The organism is Massilia atriviolacea (assembly GCF_003953935.1).
Classification (GTDB): domain Bacteria; phylum Pseudomonadota; class Gammaproteobacteria; order Burkholderiales; family Burkholderiaceae_D; genus Telluria_A; species Telluria_A atriviolacea.
Genome location: NZ_RXLQ01000003.1, coordinates 113,661 through 130,794, shown reverse-complemented (window position 1 = coordinate 130,794; position 17,134 = coordinate 113,661). Strand labels below are relative to the sequence as shown.

Here is a 17,134-nt window from a genome sequence, read left to right as displayed (position 1 = left end):
AGGTGAACGCTTTGCGATCGACCGCGTTGCCATTACAATCACAGCACCCCGGACTGGTCCGGCATTTGCCGAATGGATCTCAATGAGCGACGAGCTGGTACGCGCAACGACAAGCCTGTGTTCGACCTGCAAACGCAGCGTCGACGCCACCATCTGGCGCAGCGCGGGCCGGGTGGTCATGCGCAAGCGCTGCCCGCGGCACGGTTCCGAAGAAGTCGTCGTCTCGTCCAACGCCGCCTGGTACGACGCCACCATGAACGAAGCGCCGATCCTGACCCCGCCCGCAGGCGCCGCACCGGCCAGCCAGGGCTGCCCCTTCGACTGCGGCCCGTGCACCAGCCACGAACAGCAGGTATTGCTGCCGATCGTGCCGATCACGTCGGCCTGCAATCTCGATTGCCCGATCTGCTATACGCACAACCGCAACGAAGGTGCGTTCCACATGTCGCAGGACCAGCTGCGCGCCATCCTGGGGCACGTGCGGCGCGCCGATCCGGGCAACCGCATGATCAACCTGACCGGCGGCGAACCGACCCAGCACCCCGACTTCGAACGGCTGGTGGAACTGTGCCATGCCGAAGGCATCAACCGCATCACCATCTCCACCCACGGGCTGCGCTTTCTCAAGGATGAATGGCTGCTCGAACGGCTGGCGGCACTGGACGCGCGCATCGTGCTGTCGTTCGACTCGTTCACTCCGGGGACGAACATCGATATGCTGGGCGGGAATTTCTACCAGGCGAAGATGCGGGTGCTGGCCCTGCTCGAAAAACACAAGGTCGACACTACCCTGCTGCCGGTCCTCGCGCGCGGCAGCAACGACCATGAAGTCGGCGCTTTCGTGAAACTGGCGCTGGAAAAGGACTTCATCCGCAGCGTCGAACTGCACACGATGACCTTTACCGGCCAGGGCGGCGCGCGCTTCGACCGGCGCGGCCGCTACACCACCTACGACGTGCTGGCCGACCTGGAAAAGCAGACCGGCGGCGCACTGCGCATCGACGACTTCGTGCCGTCGCCATCGAGCCATCCGATGTGCTACCTGATCACCTACATGCTGCGCCTGGACGACGGCCGCTGGCTGCCCTTCACCCGCTTCATGGAGCGCGCCGACCTGCGCGCCCTCCTGACCGGCACCCTGTACCTGGAACCGACCCCGCAGGTGGAACTGCGCCTGCAGGACGTGATCACGCGCCTGTGGGCCGGCGAGATGGAAAGTCCCGACAGCGACATCATCCTGGCCACGCTCAAGGGCCTGCTGGCACGCATGTTCGCACCGGGCCTTAGCACGGAACAGCGCATGCGCATCGGCGAACAGAGTTCGAAAGCGATCTACATCCACTCGCACATGGATGAAGAAACCTTCGACACCGACCGCATACGCCAGTGCTGCGTGGGCATCCGCGAAGCGGACGGACGCAACGTGCCATCGTGCGCCTACAACATCCTGTACCGCGACCGCGACACGCGCTTTTCGGTGGCGCCTGGCGCACCGGTGGCTACCCTGGGCAGCGGCAGGCTGGCCGTGTCATGAGCGAGCGGGAGGACATCCTGCGCGCGCTCGACCTGCCCGACGAGGCCATTCCCCTGTTCCTCGCGCACATCGAACGCTTCTGCACCGAGCACGGCGGCCAGCGCCGCTACGGCGAGCTGCTTGCCCTGCTGGCGCGCTACCAGGCGTCGGCCGATCGGTGAGGTACAACGGCCTGCAACTGGTGATCGGCCTTGCCGTGCGCAAGATCGACGACCCGTGCTTCAACCGCTTCCACGATGCGCTGGTACTGGGTGCGATCCGCGCAGACGTAAGCTGGATGCCGCGCCGCCGCACAATCCGGGAACACTGGTCCCTGAACCACTTCTCCGGCCGTCATCTCGGCGGCGGATTCGTTCCCTTCCTGACGGCCAGCGCGCCGGCCACAGCGCAGCAGCATGTCGAGCGCGCGCTCGCGGCCTGGCGCGCCGGCCAGCACGCGCGCGCCTTCGTGCAGCTGGGCATGGCCTCGCATCTGGTGATCGACATGGCCTGCCCGGTCCACGCCAGCCGCGTGGCGCACCTGACCGACGGCTACGAATGGTACGTCGAGGCCCATGGCCCGCAACTGGCGGCGCTGCCCTTCGACATACCGCGCCAGTACGCCAACGCGCGTGACGCCGCCGCCGGCCTGGCCGCATTCACCCGAGGCTTCGCGCCGGACCGCACCAACCACCACTGGGGACGCCTGCTCAAGCGCCTCGGCCTGCGCCGTTCCCTCACGCGCGCCGAATTCGCAGCACAGGCCGAACAGATCATCCCCACCGCCGCCGGCCACCTGGCGGCCATCTACCTGACCTTCATCGAAGCGACCCGTCCCTCTTGAAAAAAATCCTGTTCGCCCTGCTGTTCGCGCTGACCGTCTTCCTGACCGCGCGCTTCTTCTCGCATGCCAGCGGCGCCAGCCTGGGTGGCGTGCTGGCCCTGATCGGCGCCATTCCCGCACTCCTGTGGCTGGGCCTTGGGGCGCTGACCTGCCTGTTCTACCTGCTGGACTGGATCCGCTTTCGCAGCATGCTGGCGGTGCTCGGCCATCCGCTGCGTTTCGCGCAGGGCCTGCGCCTGACCTGCGTGAGCTACTTCGTCACCAGTATCACGCCCAGCGCCGAACTGCACACGCCGGCCATGATGTTCATGCTCGGACGCCAGGGCGTGCCGATGCCGCATGCGCTGGCGGCGTCGGTCAGCAAGAGCATCTACATGACCTTGTGGATTTGCCTGGTGTCGTGCGTCACGCTCACCTTCGGCCACGCCATCCCGCTGCCGGCGCCCCTGCAGGCCGGCCTGCCGCTCCTGACCGCGCCGCTGCTGGGCATTGCGCTGCTGCTCGCGCTGATGGCGTTTTTTCCGGGACCGGTGATGCGCTGGACCGAACGGCGCGCCGCCGTCATGAAGAGCGGCGGCCTGTGGCAAAAAACGCTGCTCGGCATCGGCCAGAGCGCGCATGCAGTGTCCGCCATCGGCAAGTCGGGCGACCTGCAGCATCTGGTATGCCATCTGGCGTCGGTGATTTTCCTGCTCACCTATGTGGCCATCGGCTGGCTGCTGGCCGCCCATTTCGGCTTTACGCTGACCTGGCTGCAAGCGCTGACCATCTTTTCGACCAGCCTGATGATCGCCTACCTGGCGCCGGTGCCGGGCGCGATCGGCGTGGCGGAAGTGGCGACGAGCTACATGCTCGATCCCACGCTCACGCCGCAGGGGATGGCCGTGAGCGTGACCTTGCGCGTCCTGTGCTGGTATCTGGTGGCCGTCCCCGGCGCCGCGGTGCTGGCGCGCGAGTTCCGGCGCGCGGGCGCATGGAAGCTGCCCAAGGTCTTCACCCAGGCTTCGCCGCCACGCTGCGGTTCCAGAGCCAGCGCACCATCTGCAACTGGGCCAGCATCAGCGCCAGATTCAGCACCCGCACCGGCCAGCCCGATGGGAGGAATCCGGCCAGCGGGTCCCACGGGCGAAACGCCAGGTTGACGTTCATGCTTTCGGGCGTGAACGCCTGGCTCAGTGCAATGAGCAGCTGGTAGAGCAGCAGCGCGATCCAGGCAATGGCCGCCGGCATGCGCCTGCCGCGCATCGCCAGCGCGCCCAGCACCGGGGCCGACACATGCAGCAGGAAGGACGCAACCGAGGTATGGCCGCCGGTCGCCAGATGCAGCACATAGGCCGGCATGGCGATGGCGGCCTGGCACAGGAAGCCGGTGGCGATCAGCGGCGCGGCATTGGCGACCAGGCCGAGCGCCAGCATGGCGCTGGTGACGTGGCACATCCACAGCAGTTCGGGCGCCAGGCCATCCTGCGTCTTCTGCACCGCCAGGATGGCCAGCAACAGCAGCATGCAGGCGCCGCCGGCACGGTTCATCCCAGGCCGCCGGTAAGCGGGAACTGCGCGCCGTTCAGGTAGGTGTTTTCCAGCGCGAGCCAGCGCAGCCCGCGCGCGGCCTCCACGCAGGTGCCGGTGCGGCCCAGCGCCGAATAGCGCCGGTACGATTCGCGCAGCTTGGGGTCGAGCGCCGCCGCAATGCCGCCATCGAGCACGCCCACCACGGCCAGGTTGACCAGGATGCCCTTGGGGCCGAGCTCCTTGGCCAGCGCCATGACAAGGCCCCACATGGCGGCCTGGCTGGCCGCGTAATGCGCGGGCGCGGGCACCGGCTGCACGCCGTCGAGGGCGGCCACCAGCACCAGCGCACCGCGCAGGCCGCGCCGTTCCATCTGCTGCGCGCACAACAGCGCGGCGCGTCCGTGCACGGCGTGGACTGCGTCCCACGACGCCGCCGTCACCGCGCCGACGGTGGCAATCGGCGCCACGCCGGCGCAGTGGACCACCGCATCCGGCAGGCGTGCGTCGCGCGCGAGCGAATCGAACAGAGCATCGACCGCATCGGCCTGCATGAAGTCGGCCGCGTAGGCCGGGAAACCGAGTTCGTGGCCGATAGCGGCGGCGGCGTCCGCCCGGTGGCAGTAAGTCAACACCGCATCGGCGCCGCTGCGTTTCAGTTCGCGCAGCAGGGCCGAGCCAAGGGCGCCGCTGCCGCCAAGTACAAGTACGCGTTTCATTGAAGGTCCCACAGGCAGTCGAGCGCCTCGCGCAGGGCGTGCACGCAGGCCAGCAGCTCGTCGTCGGAAATCGTCAACGACGGCTGCACGCGCAGTACCTGCCACGCGTGGCCGCAAATCTGCGCAATGTAGCCGGCCTTGTACAGCCGGTGCACCAGCAGCATGCCGATGGCCGGCTGCGCCGCCAGTTCCGGCACGCCGAGGTAGTCGAACTGGTAGCACGGATGATCGGGGGCGGCCAGCGCGATGCCGAGCATCAGGCCGTCGCCACGGATCGCCTCGACCAGTGGCGATGGCGCGACGAATTCCTCCAGCGCGTCGCGCAGCAGGCGGCCCTTGCGCCGCACCTCGGCCAGCATGGCGTCGTCCAGCAGGTCGAGCGCCGCCAGCCCGGCCACGCAGGCGAGCGCATTGCCGCTGAAGGTGGAGGCATGCGCCTCGGCCAGCGCGAACTTGCCATACACGCCGTCGAACACCGGCCGGCGCGTGAGCATCGCCGACAGCGGCATCAGGCCGCCGCCGAGCGCCTTGCCGAGGGTGACCACATCGGGGCGGCGCGGCCAGTCCTGGCTCGACAAAAAGCGCCCGGTGCGTCCCAGGCCGGTCTGGATTTCGTCGGCCACCAGCAGCACGCCCTGCTCGCCCGTACCGTGGCACAGGCGCGCCAGCCAGCCGGCATCGGGCAGGCGCACGCCCGCTTCGACCTGGATCGGCTCGACCACGATGGCGGCGAGCGAGGAATCGGCCAGCGCCTTGTCGAGCGCCTGCATGTCGCCGAAGGGCAGCGCGTCGACCATGGGCAGGTGCGGGCCGAAGATGTCACGGTACGGGCCTGCCTGCATCATCGCCACGCTGCCGAACGTGCAGCCGTGGTAGGCGCCCTGCACGCAGGCGATGCGCGGCCTGCCGCTGGCGCCGCGCACCAGCTTCAGCGCGGCCTCCACCGCCTCGCTGCCGCCGCTGGCGAAAAACGCCGCGTCGTAGCCGGTAAGCTGGTGCAGCCGGCTGGCCAGCAGCCCGGCGTACGGGCTGATGCCGGACGGGTAGAAGGACGGCGCGCTACCGTCCAGGAAGGCCATCAGCGCCGCCTCGATGGCAGGCGGGCGGTGACCGAAGGCTTGCGTGCCCCAGCCGGCCAGCAGGTCGATGTACGCTTTGCCGTCGGTGTCGACCAATCGGCCCTGCTCCACCCGTTCGAGCAAATAAGGTTCGCTGCTCAGGCGCGCGCGCATGGAAACCAGCGGGTTCACGAAGGCGCGAAAATCGTCGTAGCCCTGGTGCAGGAGCGCGTCCATCACAAGCCTCCGTCGAAGGTCAGGCGCGCGCCGCTCATGAAGCTGTTCTCGTCCGATACCAGCCAGGCGACGAAAGCGGCGGTTTCTTCGAGCGTGGCGGTGCGGCCCAGCGGACAGTGCGTAGTGTAGTCGTCCAGCCGGTACTGGGGCGCCTGCTGCCCCATGCCCGCTTCCAGCAGGCCGGCCGACAGGTCGTTGACGGCGATCCCGTAGCGTCCCACTTCCTTGGCCAGCGCGCGCGTGAACCCCTGCAGGCCCGCTTTGGCAGCCGCGTAATGCACGGGCGACTCGACGATCCGCTCGCCGGCGATCGAGCCGATGTTCAGGATGTGGCCTTTTTTTGCCCTCAGCATGGGCCGCAGCGCGGCGCGCGAAAAAATGTACGCGCCCTTGAGGCAGGTATCGAGCACCAGGTCCCAGTCGTCCTCCTCCAGCAGGGCGATCGGCAGCACCTGCATCACGCCGGCGTTGTTGACCAGGATGTCGAGGCCCTCCCATTCGGCGACGACGGCGTTGACGGTGCTCCTGGCGTGCGCCGCATCGGTGACCGATCCCTTGAATACCAGCGGCTCGGCGCCCAGCTCGCGCAGCATGGCGCGCGTGACCTCGACCTGTTCGTCGTCCTTGACATAGGTGAAGGCCACGCGCGCGCCGGCGGCGGCAAAGGCCAGGCAGATGGCGCGGCCAAGGTTGCGCGAGCCGCCCGTCACCAGGCAGCGTTTTCCCGCGAGCCGCAATGGCGGCGTGGAGGCGTCGGAGTCGATCACAGGGTAGTCCGTTTCATGGTTCATTGGGAGCGCATGCGCGTGGTGAGGTCCGACAGCGAGCGCAGGGTCGAGCCCTGCCCCAGCGCCTGGGTGAAGCCCCGGCACAGGGTCCAGCAATCCTGGCAGCGCGCCACGGAATCGAGCCCGCGCATGCGGGCGACGATCTGCGCCAGCGCTTCGTCGCGTACGTTGCCGGCCACCGAATCGATGCGCTCGATGCAGGGCGAGACGTTGCCGAGATGGTCGATGTTGAACGACTGCTCGCCGGCGTGGCAGGCCGGCATGGGGCCGCGTTCGACAAAAGCGTCCATGCGCTCGAGGTAGTCGCGGAAGGTGCGCAGGTGCGGATAGCGCTGCCACAGGTCGAGCATGCGGGCGCTGAGCGAGGCGTCCGGCAGCTGGTCTGCGTCGCTCTTGGCGCGCCTGAAACCGTCGGTGGAGAGCAAGGTGACGCAATGGCCGACGCCGCGCGCCGCGCTCATTTGCAGCAGCTTTTCGATGTCGTCCTGGTTTTCCTTCATCAGGATCGTCATCACATGCACCTGGGCGCCGCCATGGGGCGCGTGGGCCAGCAAGGTGTCCACGGCGCGCCAGGCCTGGTCGAATGCGCCGTCAAGGCGGCGCTTGGAGTCGTGGCGCGCGGCGTCGGCAAAGTCGATCGACACGCCCACCTGCGCCACCCCGGCCGCGAACAGCCCTTGCGCCTTGGCGTCGTCGACGAACCAGCCGTTGGTGTACAGGACCGGCGCATGGCGCTCCCCGAAGGCGCGCACGATGTCGATAATATCGGGCCGCAGCAGCGGCTCCCCCCCTTCGACCGACACCAGGAAGGTGCCGATCCGCGCCAGCTCGGCCGCCACGCGCTGGTAGTCGGCCACGCTCAGTTCCAGGCGCGGCGCGACGCCGTTCGGCCAGAAGCCGCAGAACGAGCAGCGCATATTGCAGCGGTTGGTCACCTGCACCAGCACCTGGAACGGATGCTTGCGCAAGATGCCGCCCAAGAAGCGCAGGTCGCGGCTGGTGCGGGCCAACAGGCCCGGGCCTTTCAGAACTGCCATCCGCCCCTCCATTGCGCGCCTGCGCGGCGCGTGACGTCGGCCACGACAGGGGCGATCGAGCGATACTCGTCGAGAATCGCGCCGAGCGCCTCGACCACCGCATCGATCTGGGCGTCGGCGATGGTCAGCGGCGGCTCCAGCCGCAGCACGTTCCAGCGCGACGACGCGGGCTGGGCCAGGATGCCCGCTTCCAGCAGCCTGAGCGCCACCCATTGGCCGAACATGCCCTGCGAGACCTTGTCCACCAGCGCAGGCGCCAGCTTGTCGAGCCAGGAACTGCCGGTCGGGCCGAATTCGATCCCGACCAGCAGCCCGCGTCCGCGCACGTCCTTGACCAGCGGGTGCCCGCGCAGGCGTGCGCGCAGCCCGTCCAGCAGCCGCGCGCCTTTTTGCGCACTGCGCGCGACCAGGCCTTCCTCATCGATCAGTTCCAGCGTTTTGAGTGCGGCGGCGCAGGCCAGCGCATTGCCCTGATAGGTGGAGCTGTGCAGGTCGAAGCGCCCGGCGCCGCCGTAGGCCTTGTCGAACAGCGCGCGCGAGGTCAGCGCCACCGAAATGGCGGCCAGCCCGCCCGACAGGGCCTTGGCGAGGCAGAGCACGTCGGGCACGAAGTCTTCCGCCTGGTGCGCGAACAGCGTGCCGGTGCGGCCAAGGCCGGTCTGGATTTCGTCGAGCACGAGCAGCGTGCCGCGCGCGCGGCACAGCTCCTGCGCCGCGCGCAGGTAGCCGGGCGGCGGCAGGATCACGCCGCCTTCGGCCTGCAGCGGTTCGACCAGGAAGGCGGCCGGCTTGCGGGCCTTGAGAACGCGGTCCAGCGCATCGAGGTCGCCGAAGGGAATGCGGTGGCAGCCGGCCAGCAGCGGCTCGAACGGCTGGCGCAGGCGTTCGGCGCCCATCACCGACAAGGTACCGAAGGTGGTGCCGTGAAAGCCGCCATCGCACGAGACGAAGTCGCTGCGCCCGGTGGCGGCGCGCGCCAGTTTCAGGCCCGCTTCCACCGCTTCGGCGCCGCTGCTGGCGAACAGGCTCATTTCCAGCGGTGCGGCCAGCCGCCGCGCCAGCGCTTCTGCCAGCGCCGCCGCCCCGGCGGCCGGCCCGGTGTGGCAAAAGTGCAGCACCTGTTCGTCGAGCAGCTGGTGCAGGCGCGCGCTCAGTGCCGGATGGTTGTGACCCAGGTTGACCGAACCGAAACCGGCCAGGCAGTCGAGATAGCGCCGCCCCTCGCTGTCCCACAGCCAGACGTCGCTGGCGCGCACGAACACGCGCCCATATCCGAGCACGCCGAGCAACTCGATGAAGGAGGGATTGATGTACTTCGCGTACGCCTGCGAGACCGGATGTTCGCTTTGCTTCATGCGGCGCCCAGTCCGAGTTCGGCGCGCAGGCGCGCGTCGGTCGATGGGCGCCAGATTTTCTGGTCGAGCCAGAAGTGGTGGCAGAACAGGCCCCAGTACAGGGCCAGGAACACCTGGGCCGATGCCGAACCTGGCGCCGCGCCCACCGGCGCCCCGCCGCGCGCCAGGTTCAGGGCCACGTACAGCAGCGACGCCGCCAGCATGAGCGCATACGCCAGCACCGGTCCCGCTGCGCGGACCGGCTTGACGCGCCGGCGTTCGGTGGCGATCACGATGCCGATGTACTGCAAGCCGTGCAGCGTGCCGCCGACGATGGTGGCGGCCATGAACACCTGTTCGGTGGTGAGCGGATTGGCCAGCAGCGGCTCGCGCATGCCGACCGCGAACAGGGAAAACAGGGTCGTTCCGACCGCGACCACGAGGCCGAACACGCCCGGCCTGAGCGCGCTGCCGCGACGCCAGCGCCGCACCAGCAGCACCGCCCAGGCCAGCACGGCGGCCGCCAGCAGTGCGGCCAGCGCGACGATCGCATGCGCGCCCCAGGCGACACGTCCGGCCAGGTCCAGGTTGGCCGGATGCGCCAGCGCGAGCAGGCCGAAGGCGGCCCACAAGATGCCGTGCAGCAGGCGCGTGTCTGCCGCGCGGGCGGCGGCATCGGCCTGGCCCAGGCGCTGGTACACGGACAAGATGCCGTGGTGCTGGCGCACCGCATGGTGGAAGGACCACAGCGCCACGAAACCGAGGAACAGCAGGAACGGCTCCGGGCGGCCGCCGATCCAGCTCGCGGCCAGCAGGACGGGTCCGGGCAGCAGCCACGCGAGGCTGGTCCACAGCAGGCGGCCGCGCTCGCGCCGAAAGGCGGCGTCGAGGTAGGTGCGCTGCCAGGTGGCGCACAGGTGCGGGCCTTCCACCAGCCAGATCCAGGCGAACCACAGCGGCAGCACGGCGGCTGGCGCGGCCAGCATCAGCAGGCCCGCCGCCAGCGCGACGACGCCGCTCCCGAAAAAGAAACAGGCGTCGAACAGCGGGCCGCCGATCCAGCGTGTCATGGCGTCAGGCGACGTTGGCGCTGCGCTGTGCGAGTTTGCCGACCACCAGGTGCACGAAGGTCTGCACCGTGAACAGGCCGAGAATCTGGCCCGGATGCAGGCCCGGCTTGATCTGGCCGGCCACCTCGGGCATCAGCTCGCGCAGGCGCGCCAGGCCCGCCTCCGAGATCACGCCGCCGGGGGCGAATTCGTCGTCGGACATGTCGCCGCGCGCTGCGCGTTCGAGTTCGCCGCGCGTGACCTGGATGCCGTAGGTGCGTTCGAGCTTGAAGACGATGTCGAGAAAATCGAGCGACTCGGCGCCCAGTTCCCCGATCAGGCTGACCGTCGGCGGCACGTCGCTGGCGGGAATGGCCAGCGATTCGGCCACGATGGCGCGTACGGTATCTTCGATTTCCTGGGGCGTGGTGGTGGTCATTCAGGCGTTGTCCTCATCGGTATGTTCGTCGTCGAACCAGCGGGCCACGCGGCCCAGCGGTTTGCGGGGTTTTTGTTCGGGTGCGGGCCCGGCCGGATAGCCCAGCGCGATCGCGCCGACCATCTGCCACGGTGCGGCGATGCCGAGCAGCGCGCAGATGCGGTCGCGCGCGATCATCGGCCCCGCCATCCAGCAGCCGCCAAGGCCGCTGGCGTGCGCCTGCAGCAGCAGGTTCATGACGGCGGCGCTGGTGGAGCAGAGTTCGGCCTGCATGGCGCCGGCGGTGTGGTACGCGGACGGATCGGCGCCACCCGAGGCAAGCAGGTTGGCGATCAGGTCGGGGAATTGGCGGTACTGCGGGACGATGATGACGGCGGCGCTCATCAAGGGTTCATGGAAAAAGTCGCCGTAGCTGCCGTAGTCCTCGGCGTGGTGGCCGCGCGCGATGACCGCCTTCATCTCGTCGGCGCGCTCGCGCACCGCCTCCGCGATACTGGTGCGCAGGCTGCGCGAGCGCACCACGGCGAACTGCCACGGCTGGCGGTTGCTGGCCGAGGGCGCGCTGGTAGCCGCCAGCAGCAGGCGTTCGATGGTCTCGCGCTCGACCGGGCGGCCGGAAAATTCGCGCGTGCTGCGGCGCGAGAGAAACCAGTCGAGGGTGGTCTGTTCGTTCATTCTGCCTTGAATCCTCCGTCCACATGCCATACCTGCGCGGTGACGTAGCTGGCCTCGTCGCCGCACAGGAAGGCGACGACGGCCGCCACTTCATGCGCGCCGCCCACGCGCCGGAGCAGGATGCGTTTGTTCAGTTCTTGCGGCGCCAGCGCGCGGATGTCGCGCGTCATGTCGGTCTCGATCACGCCCGGCGCCACGGCATTGACCCGAATGCCGCGCGGGGCCAGTTCGACCGCCAGCGCTTTGGTGAAAGCTTCGACCGCGCCTTTTGAGGCCGCGTAGTTGCTCTGTCCCCGGCCCGGACGCGTGGCCGCCACCGACGACATGTTGACGATCGCGCCGCGCCGGCGCGCCACCATGCGGCGCGAGGCCTGGCGGCAGCAATTGACCACGCCCGAGATATTCACCGAGAAAATATCGTCGAAATCGGCCGGCTCGCTGGCGCCGAGCAGCGTGTCGCGCAGCACGCCGGCGTTGCAGACGAGGACATCGAGCTGGCCGAAGCGGCTGTCGATGTCGGCGAACAGCGCATCGACCTGCGCCACGTCCGACACGTCGGCACGCGCGAGCACGCATTCGCCCCCCAGCGCCGCGACCTGTTCGGCCACGCCGGAGGCGGCGGCATCGTCGCTGCGGTAGTTCAGGATGACGGTAAAGCCCTTGCGCGCCAGCGCGAGCACGATGGCCGCGCCGATGCCGCGCGAGCCGCCGGTAACGAGCGCGGTCTTCATGGCAGCGCCACGCGGACGATCCCCGCCAGGCCCGGCGCGCTGGCGGACAGGCCGATGGCGGAGCGGCGACCGGATGCTTCGGCCAGCAGAATCGGGCGCAAGGGCCCGGGCGCGGCGTCGCGCAACGCGGCGACCGGCGGCAGTTGCTGGCGTCGCAGCAGCTCTGCCAGCGCGATGGCTTGAACAACTGAAGTGGCGGCGCCGATTTGTCCCATGGCGCTCATGATACAACACAGGGGCGCGTCGGCGCCGGTGACGTCGGCCACCACCCGGCGCTCGGCCGAGTCGAAGCCTGTCCGCGCCAGGCCGCAGCCGTCGACCGCGTCGCCGGGGTGCGCGAGCGAGCGTACCAGGCGCGCCAGCAGTGCCGCCTGCGGCTCGCCCTTTTCGCCATCGGCGCCGTCCAGCGCTTCGATGGCCGCGCGCGCGGGGCCGCTGCGCCGCAGGACCAGCGCCGCCGCAGCTTCGCCGGGCACGAAACCCTGCGCGGCCATATCGTACGGCGCCGCCAGCACGGTCGACACCGACGAACCGCGCGCCGCCAGTTCGACCAGCGTTTCCGGCTCGACCAGGCTGTCGTAGCCGACCACCAGCGCCACGTCGACGGCGCCGGCGGCCAGCGCGCGGATCGCCCCGGCCAGCGCCTGCGCGCCGGCATTGGCGCCGCCGTAGGTCGCGCCTTCGCCGCGCGCGCCCAGTTCCTGGGCTGCGATGGCGTGGGCGTTGTTCGACAGATGCTGCAGGATCCAGAACGGATGCAGCAGCGCCAGGCCGCGGTCCCATGCACCGTGGCCATCGGTCTGCTGGTGCTCGAACGCCGGCATCAGGTCGTCCCAGTGCGCACGCAGGCCTCCGTAGCCGAAGAACAGCCCTACCCGCTCGCTCCCCGTCACGCCGGCGTCTCGCATCGCCTCGGCCGCCACCTCGACCGCGTACAGGCCCATGCGGCGCAGGAAGCGCGCGTGGCGCGACGGCGCCGGCGGCTCCGCGATGGTGGCGGCCAGGGTGCAAGCGTAGCTGCGCGCATCGAAGCGCGCATTGGGCTGGGCCGCGCGTTCGCCGGCCAGCAGGCGCTCGACCACGTCGCCGATGCCTGAACCGAGCGGGGTGCGCCACGCGCGGCCTGTCAGCAATGCCTTCATGCGGGCCGTCCGAGGATCAGGGACACGTTCTGGCCGCCGAAGCCGAACGAATTACTCAGCACCGCGTCGACGCTCGCCGCACGCGGCGCGCCGATCACGTCCACCTCGCACTGCGGATCGGGGTCGCGGTGGTTGGCCGTTCCCGGCAGCAGATTGCGGTCGAAGGGCAGCAGGCAGGCGGCCGCTTCGATCGCTCCCGACGCCGCCATCAGGTGCCCGATGGCGCCCTTGACCGAGCCGACAGGCACCGCGCCGGGGCCGAAGACGGCGGCGATGGCGCGCGCCTCGGCCACGTCGTTGAGGAGCGTCCCGGTACCGTGGGCGTTGATGTAGCCGATTTCCTTCGGTGACAGCCGCGCGCGCGCCAGTGCCAGTTCCATCGCCCGCCGCGCGGCCGCGCCATCCGGACGCGGCGCGGTGACACGGTAAGCGTCCTGCGTGCTGCCATAGCCCAGTACACGGGCCAGCACGCGCGCGCCACGGCTGGCGGCCCGCTGCTCCGATTCCACGATCAACATGGCGGCGCCCTCCCCGATCGCCAGCCCGTCGCGGCGCAGGTCGAACGGGCGGCAGGCATCGCTGTCGTTGCGCGGCGACGGCGCTCCGAGGCGCGACATGCCGCCCAGGCCGAAGGGATTGACCATCGAATCGGCGCCGCCGCACAGGACGATGGACGCGGCGCCGCGCTCGATCAGGGAAGCCGCATGGGCAATCGCCAGCCCGCCGGCGGCGCAGGCGGAGGCGTTGACGATGGCCGGGCCATACAGGCCAAGGACATCGCCGACCAGGCGCGCGCCCAGGTCGACGTCGGAACGGAAGCGAATCCCCGTGTGGCCGCCGATGGACCAGTCGATCTCCTGCCCGCTGAACATGGGGCCGAAGTCGTCGAGGAAAGCCTGTTCCAGGCCCAGCGCCATCACCAGCGAGGCCTCGTCGTCGCCCGGCCCGCAGCCGGCCATGCGCCATGCTTCAACGGCGGCCAGCAAGGCGAACATGCACTTGCGGTCGCGCCATGCGCCGGCGCGTTCGTAGCGGTCGAGCACCGCTTCGGCGCCGCCGAGATGGCCGAGATGGTCCCGCAGCCAGCCGCGCCCGATACCGGCGCCTGCCACTTCGCAGGCCACGCGCGTGTCGAACGCGGACGCGTCGAAGGAGCGGATCGGGGCGATGCAAGTGCGGCCATGTGCCAGCCCGTCGAACAAGGCAGGCACGCCGACGCCGAAGGCGCTGACCGCGCCCGCGCCCGTGATGACGGCGCGCGTCATGCCACGCTCCCGAACTGTGCGACGCCAAGGCCGCCATCGATGCCGGCACTGAGCACGGTAGCGCGCCGGCAGCGGCCCTGGCGGATCAGGTCGAGCGCCACGCACCAGCCCAGCGCCGGCGCGGCGGCCAGCGCGTCACCGAAACCCAGGCTGACGTCGAACGCATTTTGCTGGCCGAGCCGGCGGCGCGCTTCGCTGCCCCAGGGCGCAATCACGACGATGGTGTCGTCGCGCGCCTCGTCCGGCAGCAAGCCGGGGTTGCGCTCCCAGGCGCGGGCGCTGTGGAAGCTGACGGCGTCCAGCGTCGCCAGCGCCCCCTCGGCGCGCGCGGACAGGGCCAGCAGGCCGGCGCCTTCGGCCGGAACGAAGCCGCCCGCAGGGTAGCCGGCGGCGTCGAGCTGCGTCCAGGTGACCGGATGCAGGGCCGAATCGGCGCCCCCGGCCAGCGCCGTATCGCATTCTCCGGACGCGACCAGCCAGTGCGCCTCGCCCAATGCCGCCAGCGTGCCGGTCCCGCGCGAGTAAAACGCACTGTTCGGGCCACCCGTGCCGTTCAGGATCGCGCCATGGCACAGCGTGAAGTTGTTCATCAACTGGAACGCGAACAGGGGATTGCAGGCCGCCAGCCCGGCGCCGCCGAACCGCTCCAGCGAAAACGCATGATCGGCGATGCTCGCTGCCAGCATGCGGCTCAGTTCCTCCATCGAGCAGCCGGACGCACCCACGCCAAGGTATAGCGCCGCTTGCTCGCGTTCCTGGGCGCTCCAGCGCGCGTCCTCCAGCGCCAGCCGCAGGGCCACCGCAGCGAGCCGCGCCGGATGGGCCATCAGCTTGCGCGCACGCGCATCCGCATCGATCCGCGGCGGGATGGCAGGCACTTCGGACGCCATCACGCCGCCATGGGTTGAAGACAGCTGGCCGCTGGGAATAAACCCGGCATGGCCGGACATGCCGCGCCAGTCGAAGCCGAACGCGCTGACGGCGGCCGCGCCGGATATATATACCTGCCTCACGCGCAGCGCCTCGCCACCAGGCTGCAATTGGCGCCGCCGAAGGCAAAGGCGTTGACCAGCGCCGCGTCGACGCTGGCGCGCAGCGCGCCGCCGCTCACGTGCGCAAGCGCGCAGGCGGGGTCGGGCTGCGTCAGGTTCGCGGTCGGCAGCACGATGCCCCGTTCCAGCGCGGCGTGCGCGCACAGGAAGCCGAGTGCCCCGGCGCCGGCGATCCAGTGGCCGAGCGCCCCTTTGACGGAGCTGACATGGGCGGCGTCGAGGCTGGCCCCCAGCACTCGCCGCAGCGCCAGCGCTTCGACCGCGTCGTTGAGGGGCGTCGAGGTGCCGTGCGCCTGGATGTAGCCGACCGCATCGAGTCCGGCGGCGGCAAGCGCGATACGCATCGCGCGCGCGGCGCCATCGCCCTGCGGGTCGGGAGCGGTAAGGTGATGGGCGTCGAGGCTGCGGCCTTCGCCGGCCAGTTCGACCGTCGCATTGCCGCGCTCGCGCGACAGCACCACCATGGCGGCGCCCTCGCCGACCACGAAACCGTCGCGCCGCAGGTCGAACGGGCACGACACGCCGCGCGCGCTCAGGGCGCCGACGCGGCCGAAACCGGCCAGCATCATCGGATCGACATCGGCGCCCACGCCGCCGCACAGGGCCGCTTCGCACAGGCCGAGGCGGATTGCGCGCGCCGCTTCGGCAATCGCACTGGCGCCCGAGGCGCAGGCCAGCGACATCGTCACCGCCGGCCCATGCGCGCCGTATTCAAGGGCGAGCGCCGATGTCACGGCCGCCGGCGAAATGATGGAGGCGTCGAATTCGGCCACCAGCGCCGCCGCCTTGACGCCGAACTGCGCATGGTCGAAGCGCGCACCGCCGCCGGCGCCACGGGTCAGTCCATGCAAGGTGGCAAACGGCGCGCGGCCGGATTCGGCCCCGAGAAAGATGCCGAGCCGCTTGGGCGCGACATCGACGCCGGCTGCCTGCCATGCTTCGCGCGCGGCGACCCTGGCCAGCGCCAGGCGGCGGTCGCCGCTGTGCGCGAAGCCCGCGATCTGCGCAGCGGCGGTGGAGGGAAAGCCGGCCGCATCGAAACCGGCGACCTGTCCGATGGCGCTGCGCCCTGCGGCCAGCGCCTGGAGCGAGGCGGGCCAGTTCGCGCCCAATGCCGTGATGGCGCCGACGCCGCGCACGAACACCCGCGTTGCCGTCATGCGTCCTCGGCCGAGCCGGTGAGCCAGATATTGAGCACCTCGCGGCGCCGCGCCAGCAGCTTGGGATTGGTCACGCGCGCAAAGGCGAAGGCCAGTTCGGCTTCGGCCACCAGCCTGCCGTCCACGCGCGCCATGGCGCGCACCTGGCCGCCGTCTTCATGCACGACGATGCCGTGGCATTCGAGTTCGATCTTGTCGCCCGCGCGCACCTGGTGGCGAAACTTGGCGCGGTCGACCGTGACCAGTAGCGCATGCAGGTCGTGGCGGCCTTGTTCGCGCATGCTCGCTTCGACCAGCACGCCGCCCAGTTGCGCCATCGATTCGATGATCATCGCCCCGGGCATGATGGGGTGCCCCGGAAAATGGTCGGCAAAGATATCGTCCGACAGCGACACGCACTTGACTCCCGAAGCCAGTTGCGGCGGCTGAAGCGCCGTAATTCTATCGAGAAGTATGTATCGCATCCACGCTGCCTTTTTGACCATGTCGATTGCCGCCGGCGGCGCCGAACGGCCACTCAAAGCATGCAATTCAGGTTAGGATATCCTAAAGCTAACACCCAACACCAGTAGATCATCGTTG

The 17,134-nt window shown here is 69.8% G+C and carries 18 protein-coding genes; 4 read left to right on the top strand and 14 right to left on the bottom strand.

All coding sequences use genetic code 11. The features are described from left to right. Window positions 1–82 precede the first annotated feature (82 nt). The 4 genes from EJB06_RS05890 to EJB06_RS05880 are packed head-to-tail and all read left to right on the top strand — an operon-like array spanning window position 83 to window position 3,499. The gene (locus EJB06_RS05890; protein WP_164557838.1) at window positions 83–1,534 is read left to right on the top strand and encodes a radical SAM protein; all 1,452 of its coding nucleotides are present in this window, start codon (window positions 83–85) and stop codon (window positions 1,532–1,534) included. After that, entirely contained in the window at window positions 1,531–1,695 is a 165-nt protein-coding gene (locus EJB06_RS31735; RefSeq protein ID WP_164557837.1) for a hypothetical protein, read from the top strand. Before EJB06_RS05890 ends, EJB06_RS31735 begins: the two co-directional genes overlap by 4 nt. Further along, window positions 1,692–2,357: a zinc dependent phospholipase C family protein gene (locus EJB06_RS05885; protein WP_164557836.1), complete on the top strand. Its 666-nt coding sequence runs from the start codon at window positions 1,692–1,694 to the stop codon at window positions 2,355–2,357. Before EJB06_RS31735 ends, EJB06_RS05885 begins: the two co-directional genes overlap by 4 nt. Further along, window positions 2,354–3,499 (top strand): lysylphosphatidylglycerol synthase transmembrane domain-containing protein, encoded by a 1,146-nt coding sequence (locus tag EJB06_RS05880; protein ID WP_164557835.1) that lies wholly within the window; start codon window positions 2,354–2,356, stop codon window positions 3,497–3,499. The genes EJB06_RS05885 and EJB06_RS05880 overlap by 4 nt, the downstream gene beginning before the upstream one ends. Window positions 3,500–3,883: 384 nt before the next feature. Here the strand turns inward: EJB06_RS05880 and EJB06_RS05875 are convergent, their stop codons facing one another. From EJB06_RS05875 to fabZ, 14 genes are read right to left on the bottom strand one after another with little or no spacing between them, the layout of a single operon-like run. After that, the gene (locus tag EJB06_RS05875) at window positions 3,884–4,585 is read right to left on the bottom strand and encodes an SDR family NAD(P)-dependent oxidoreductase (protein WP_126073089.1); all 702 of its coding nucleotides are present in this window, start codon (window positions 4,583–4,585) and stop codon (window positions 3,884–3,886) included. Continuing rightward, window positions 4,582–5,880: an aspartate aminotransferase family protein gene (locus tag EJB06_RS05870; RefSeq protein WP_126073088.1), complete on the bottom strand. Its 1,299-nt coding sequence runs from the start codon at window positions 5,878–5,880 to the stop codon at window positions 4,582–4,584. Before EJB06_RS05870 ends, EJB06_RS05875 begins: the two co-directional genes overlap by 4 nt. Continuing rightward, window positions 5,880–6,671: an SDR family NAD(P)-dependent oxidoreductase gene (locus EJB06_RS05865; RefSeq protein WP_126073087.1), complete on the bottom strand. Its 792-nt coding sequence runs from the start codon at window positions 6,669–6,671 to the stop codon at window positions 5,880–5,882. The genes EJB06_RS05870 and EJB06_RS05865 overlap by 1 nt, the downstream gene beginning before the upstream one ends. After that, the gene (locus tag EJB06_RS05860; protein ID WP_164557834.1) at window positions 6,668–7,705 is read right to left on the bottom strand and encodes a radical SAM/SPASM domain-containing protein; all 1,038 of its coding nucleotides are present in this window, start codon (window positions 7,703–7,705) and stop codon (window positions 6,668–6,670) included. Before EJB06_RS05860 ends, EJB06_RS05865 begins: the two co-directional genes overlap by 4 nt. Then, entirely contained in the window at window positions 7,693–9,060 is a 1,368-nt protein-coding gene (locus EJB06_RS05855) for an aspartate aminotransferase family protein (RefSeq protein WP_126073085.1), read from the bottom strand. The genes EJB06_RS05860 and EJB06_RS05855 overlap by 13 nt, the downstream gene beginning before the upstream one ends. Beyond that, complete coding sequence (locus EJB06_RS05850) at window positions 9,057–10,109, bottom strand: hypothetical protein (RefSeq protein ID WP_126073084.1); 1,053 nt, start codon at window positions 10,107–10,109, stop codon at window positions 9,057–9,059. Before EJB06_RS05850 ends, EJB06_RS05855 begins: the two co-directional genes overlap by 4 nt. A gap of 4 nt (window positions 10,110–10,113) precedes the next feature. Further along, the gene (locus tag EJB06_RS05845) at window positions 10,114–10,527 is read right to left on the bottom strand and encodes an acyl carrier protein (RefSeq protein WP_126073083.1); all 414 of its coding nucleotides are present in this window, start codon (window positions 10,525–10,527) and stop codon (window positions 10,114–10,116) included. Continuing rightward, window positions 10,528–11,202 (bottom strand): nitroreductase family protein, encoded by a 675-nt coding sequence (locus tag EJB06_RS05840; protein WP_164557833.1) that lies wholly within the window; start codon window positions 11,200–11,202, stop codon window positions 10,528–10,530. Beyond that, complete coding sequence (locus EJB06_RS05835) at window positions 11,199–11,933, bottom strand: SDR family NAD(P)-dependent oxidoreductase (RefSeq protein ID WP_126073081.1); 735 nt, start codon at window positions 11,931–11,933, stop codon at window positions 11,199–11,201. The genes EJB06_RS05840 and EJB06_RS05835 overlap by 4 nt, the downstream gene beginning before the upstream one ends. Further along, on the bottom strand, window positions 11,930–13,075 hold the full coding sequence (locus tag EJB06_RS05830; protein WP_126073080.1) for a beta-ketoacyl synthase N-terminal-like domain-containing protein: 1,146 nt from the start codon (window positions 13,073–13,075) through the stop codon (window positions 11,930–11,932). The genes EJB06_RS05835 and EJB06_RS05830 overlap by 4 nt, the downstream gene beginning before the upstream one ends. Beyond that, window positions 13,072–14,340, bottom strand: a complete 1,269-nt coding sequence (locus EJB06_RS05825) for a beta-ketoacyl-[acyl-carrier-protein] synthase family protein (RefSeq protein ID WP_126073079.1) — start codon at window positions 14,338–14,340, stop codon at window positions 13,072–13,074. Before EJB06_RS05825 ends, EJB06_RS05830 begins: the two co-directional genes overlap by 4 nt. Beyond that, the gene (locus EJB06_RS05820) at window positions 14,337–15,353 is read right to left on the bottom strand and encodes a beta-ketoacyl synthase N-terminal-like domain-containing protein (protein WP_126073078.1); all 1,017 of its coding nucleotides are present in this window, start codon (window positions 15,351–15,353) and stop codon (window positions 14,337–14,339) included. Before EJB06_RS05820 ends, EJB06_RS05825 begins: the two co-directional genes overlap by 4 nt. Continuing rightward, window positions 15,350–16,552, bottom strand: coding sequence for a beta-ketoacyl-[acyl-carrier-protein] synthase family protein (locus EJB06_RS05815; protein ID WP_126073077.1), 1,203 nt, complete (start codon window positions 16,550–16,552; stop codon window positions 15,350–15,352). Before EJB06_RS05815 ends, EJB06_RS05820 begins: the two co-directional genes overlap by 4 nt. Next, entirely contained in the window at window positions 16,549–17,016 is a 468-nt protein-coding gene (gene fabZ / locus EJB06_RS05810) for a 3-hydroxyacyl-ACP dehydratase FabZ (RefSeq protein WP_164557832.1), read from the bottom strand. Before fabZ ends, EJB06_RS05815 begins: the two co-directional genes overlap by 4 nt. Window positions 17,017–17,134 lie beyond the last annotated feature (118 nt).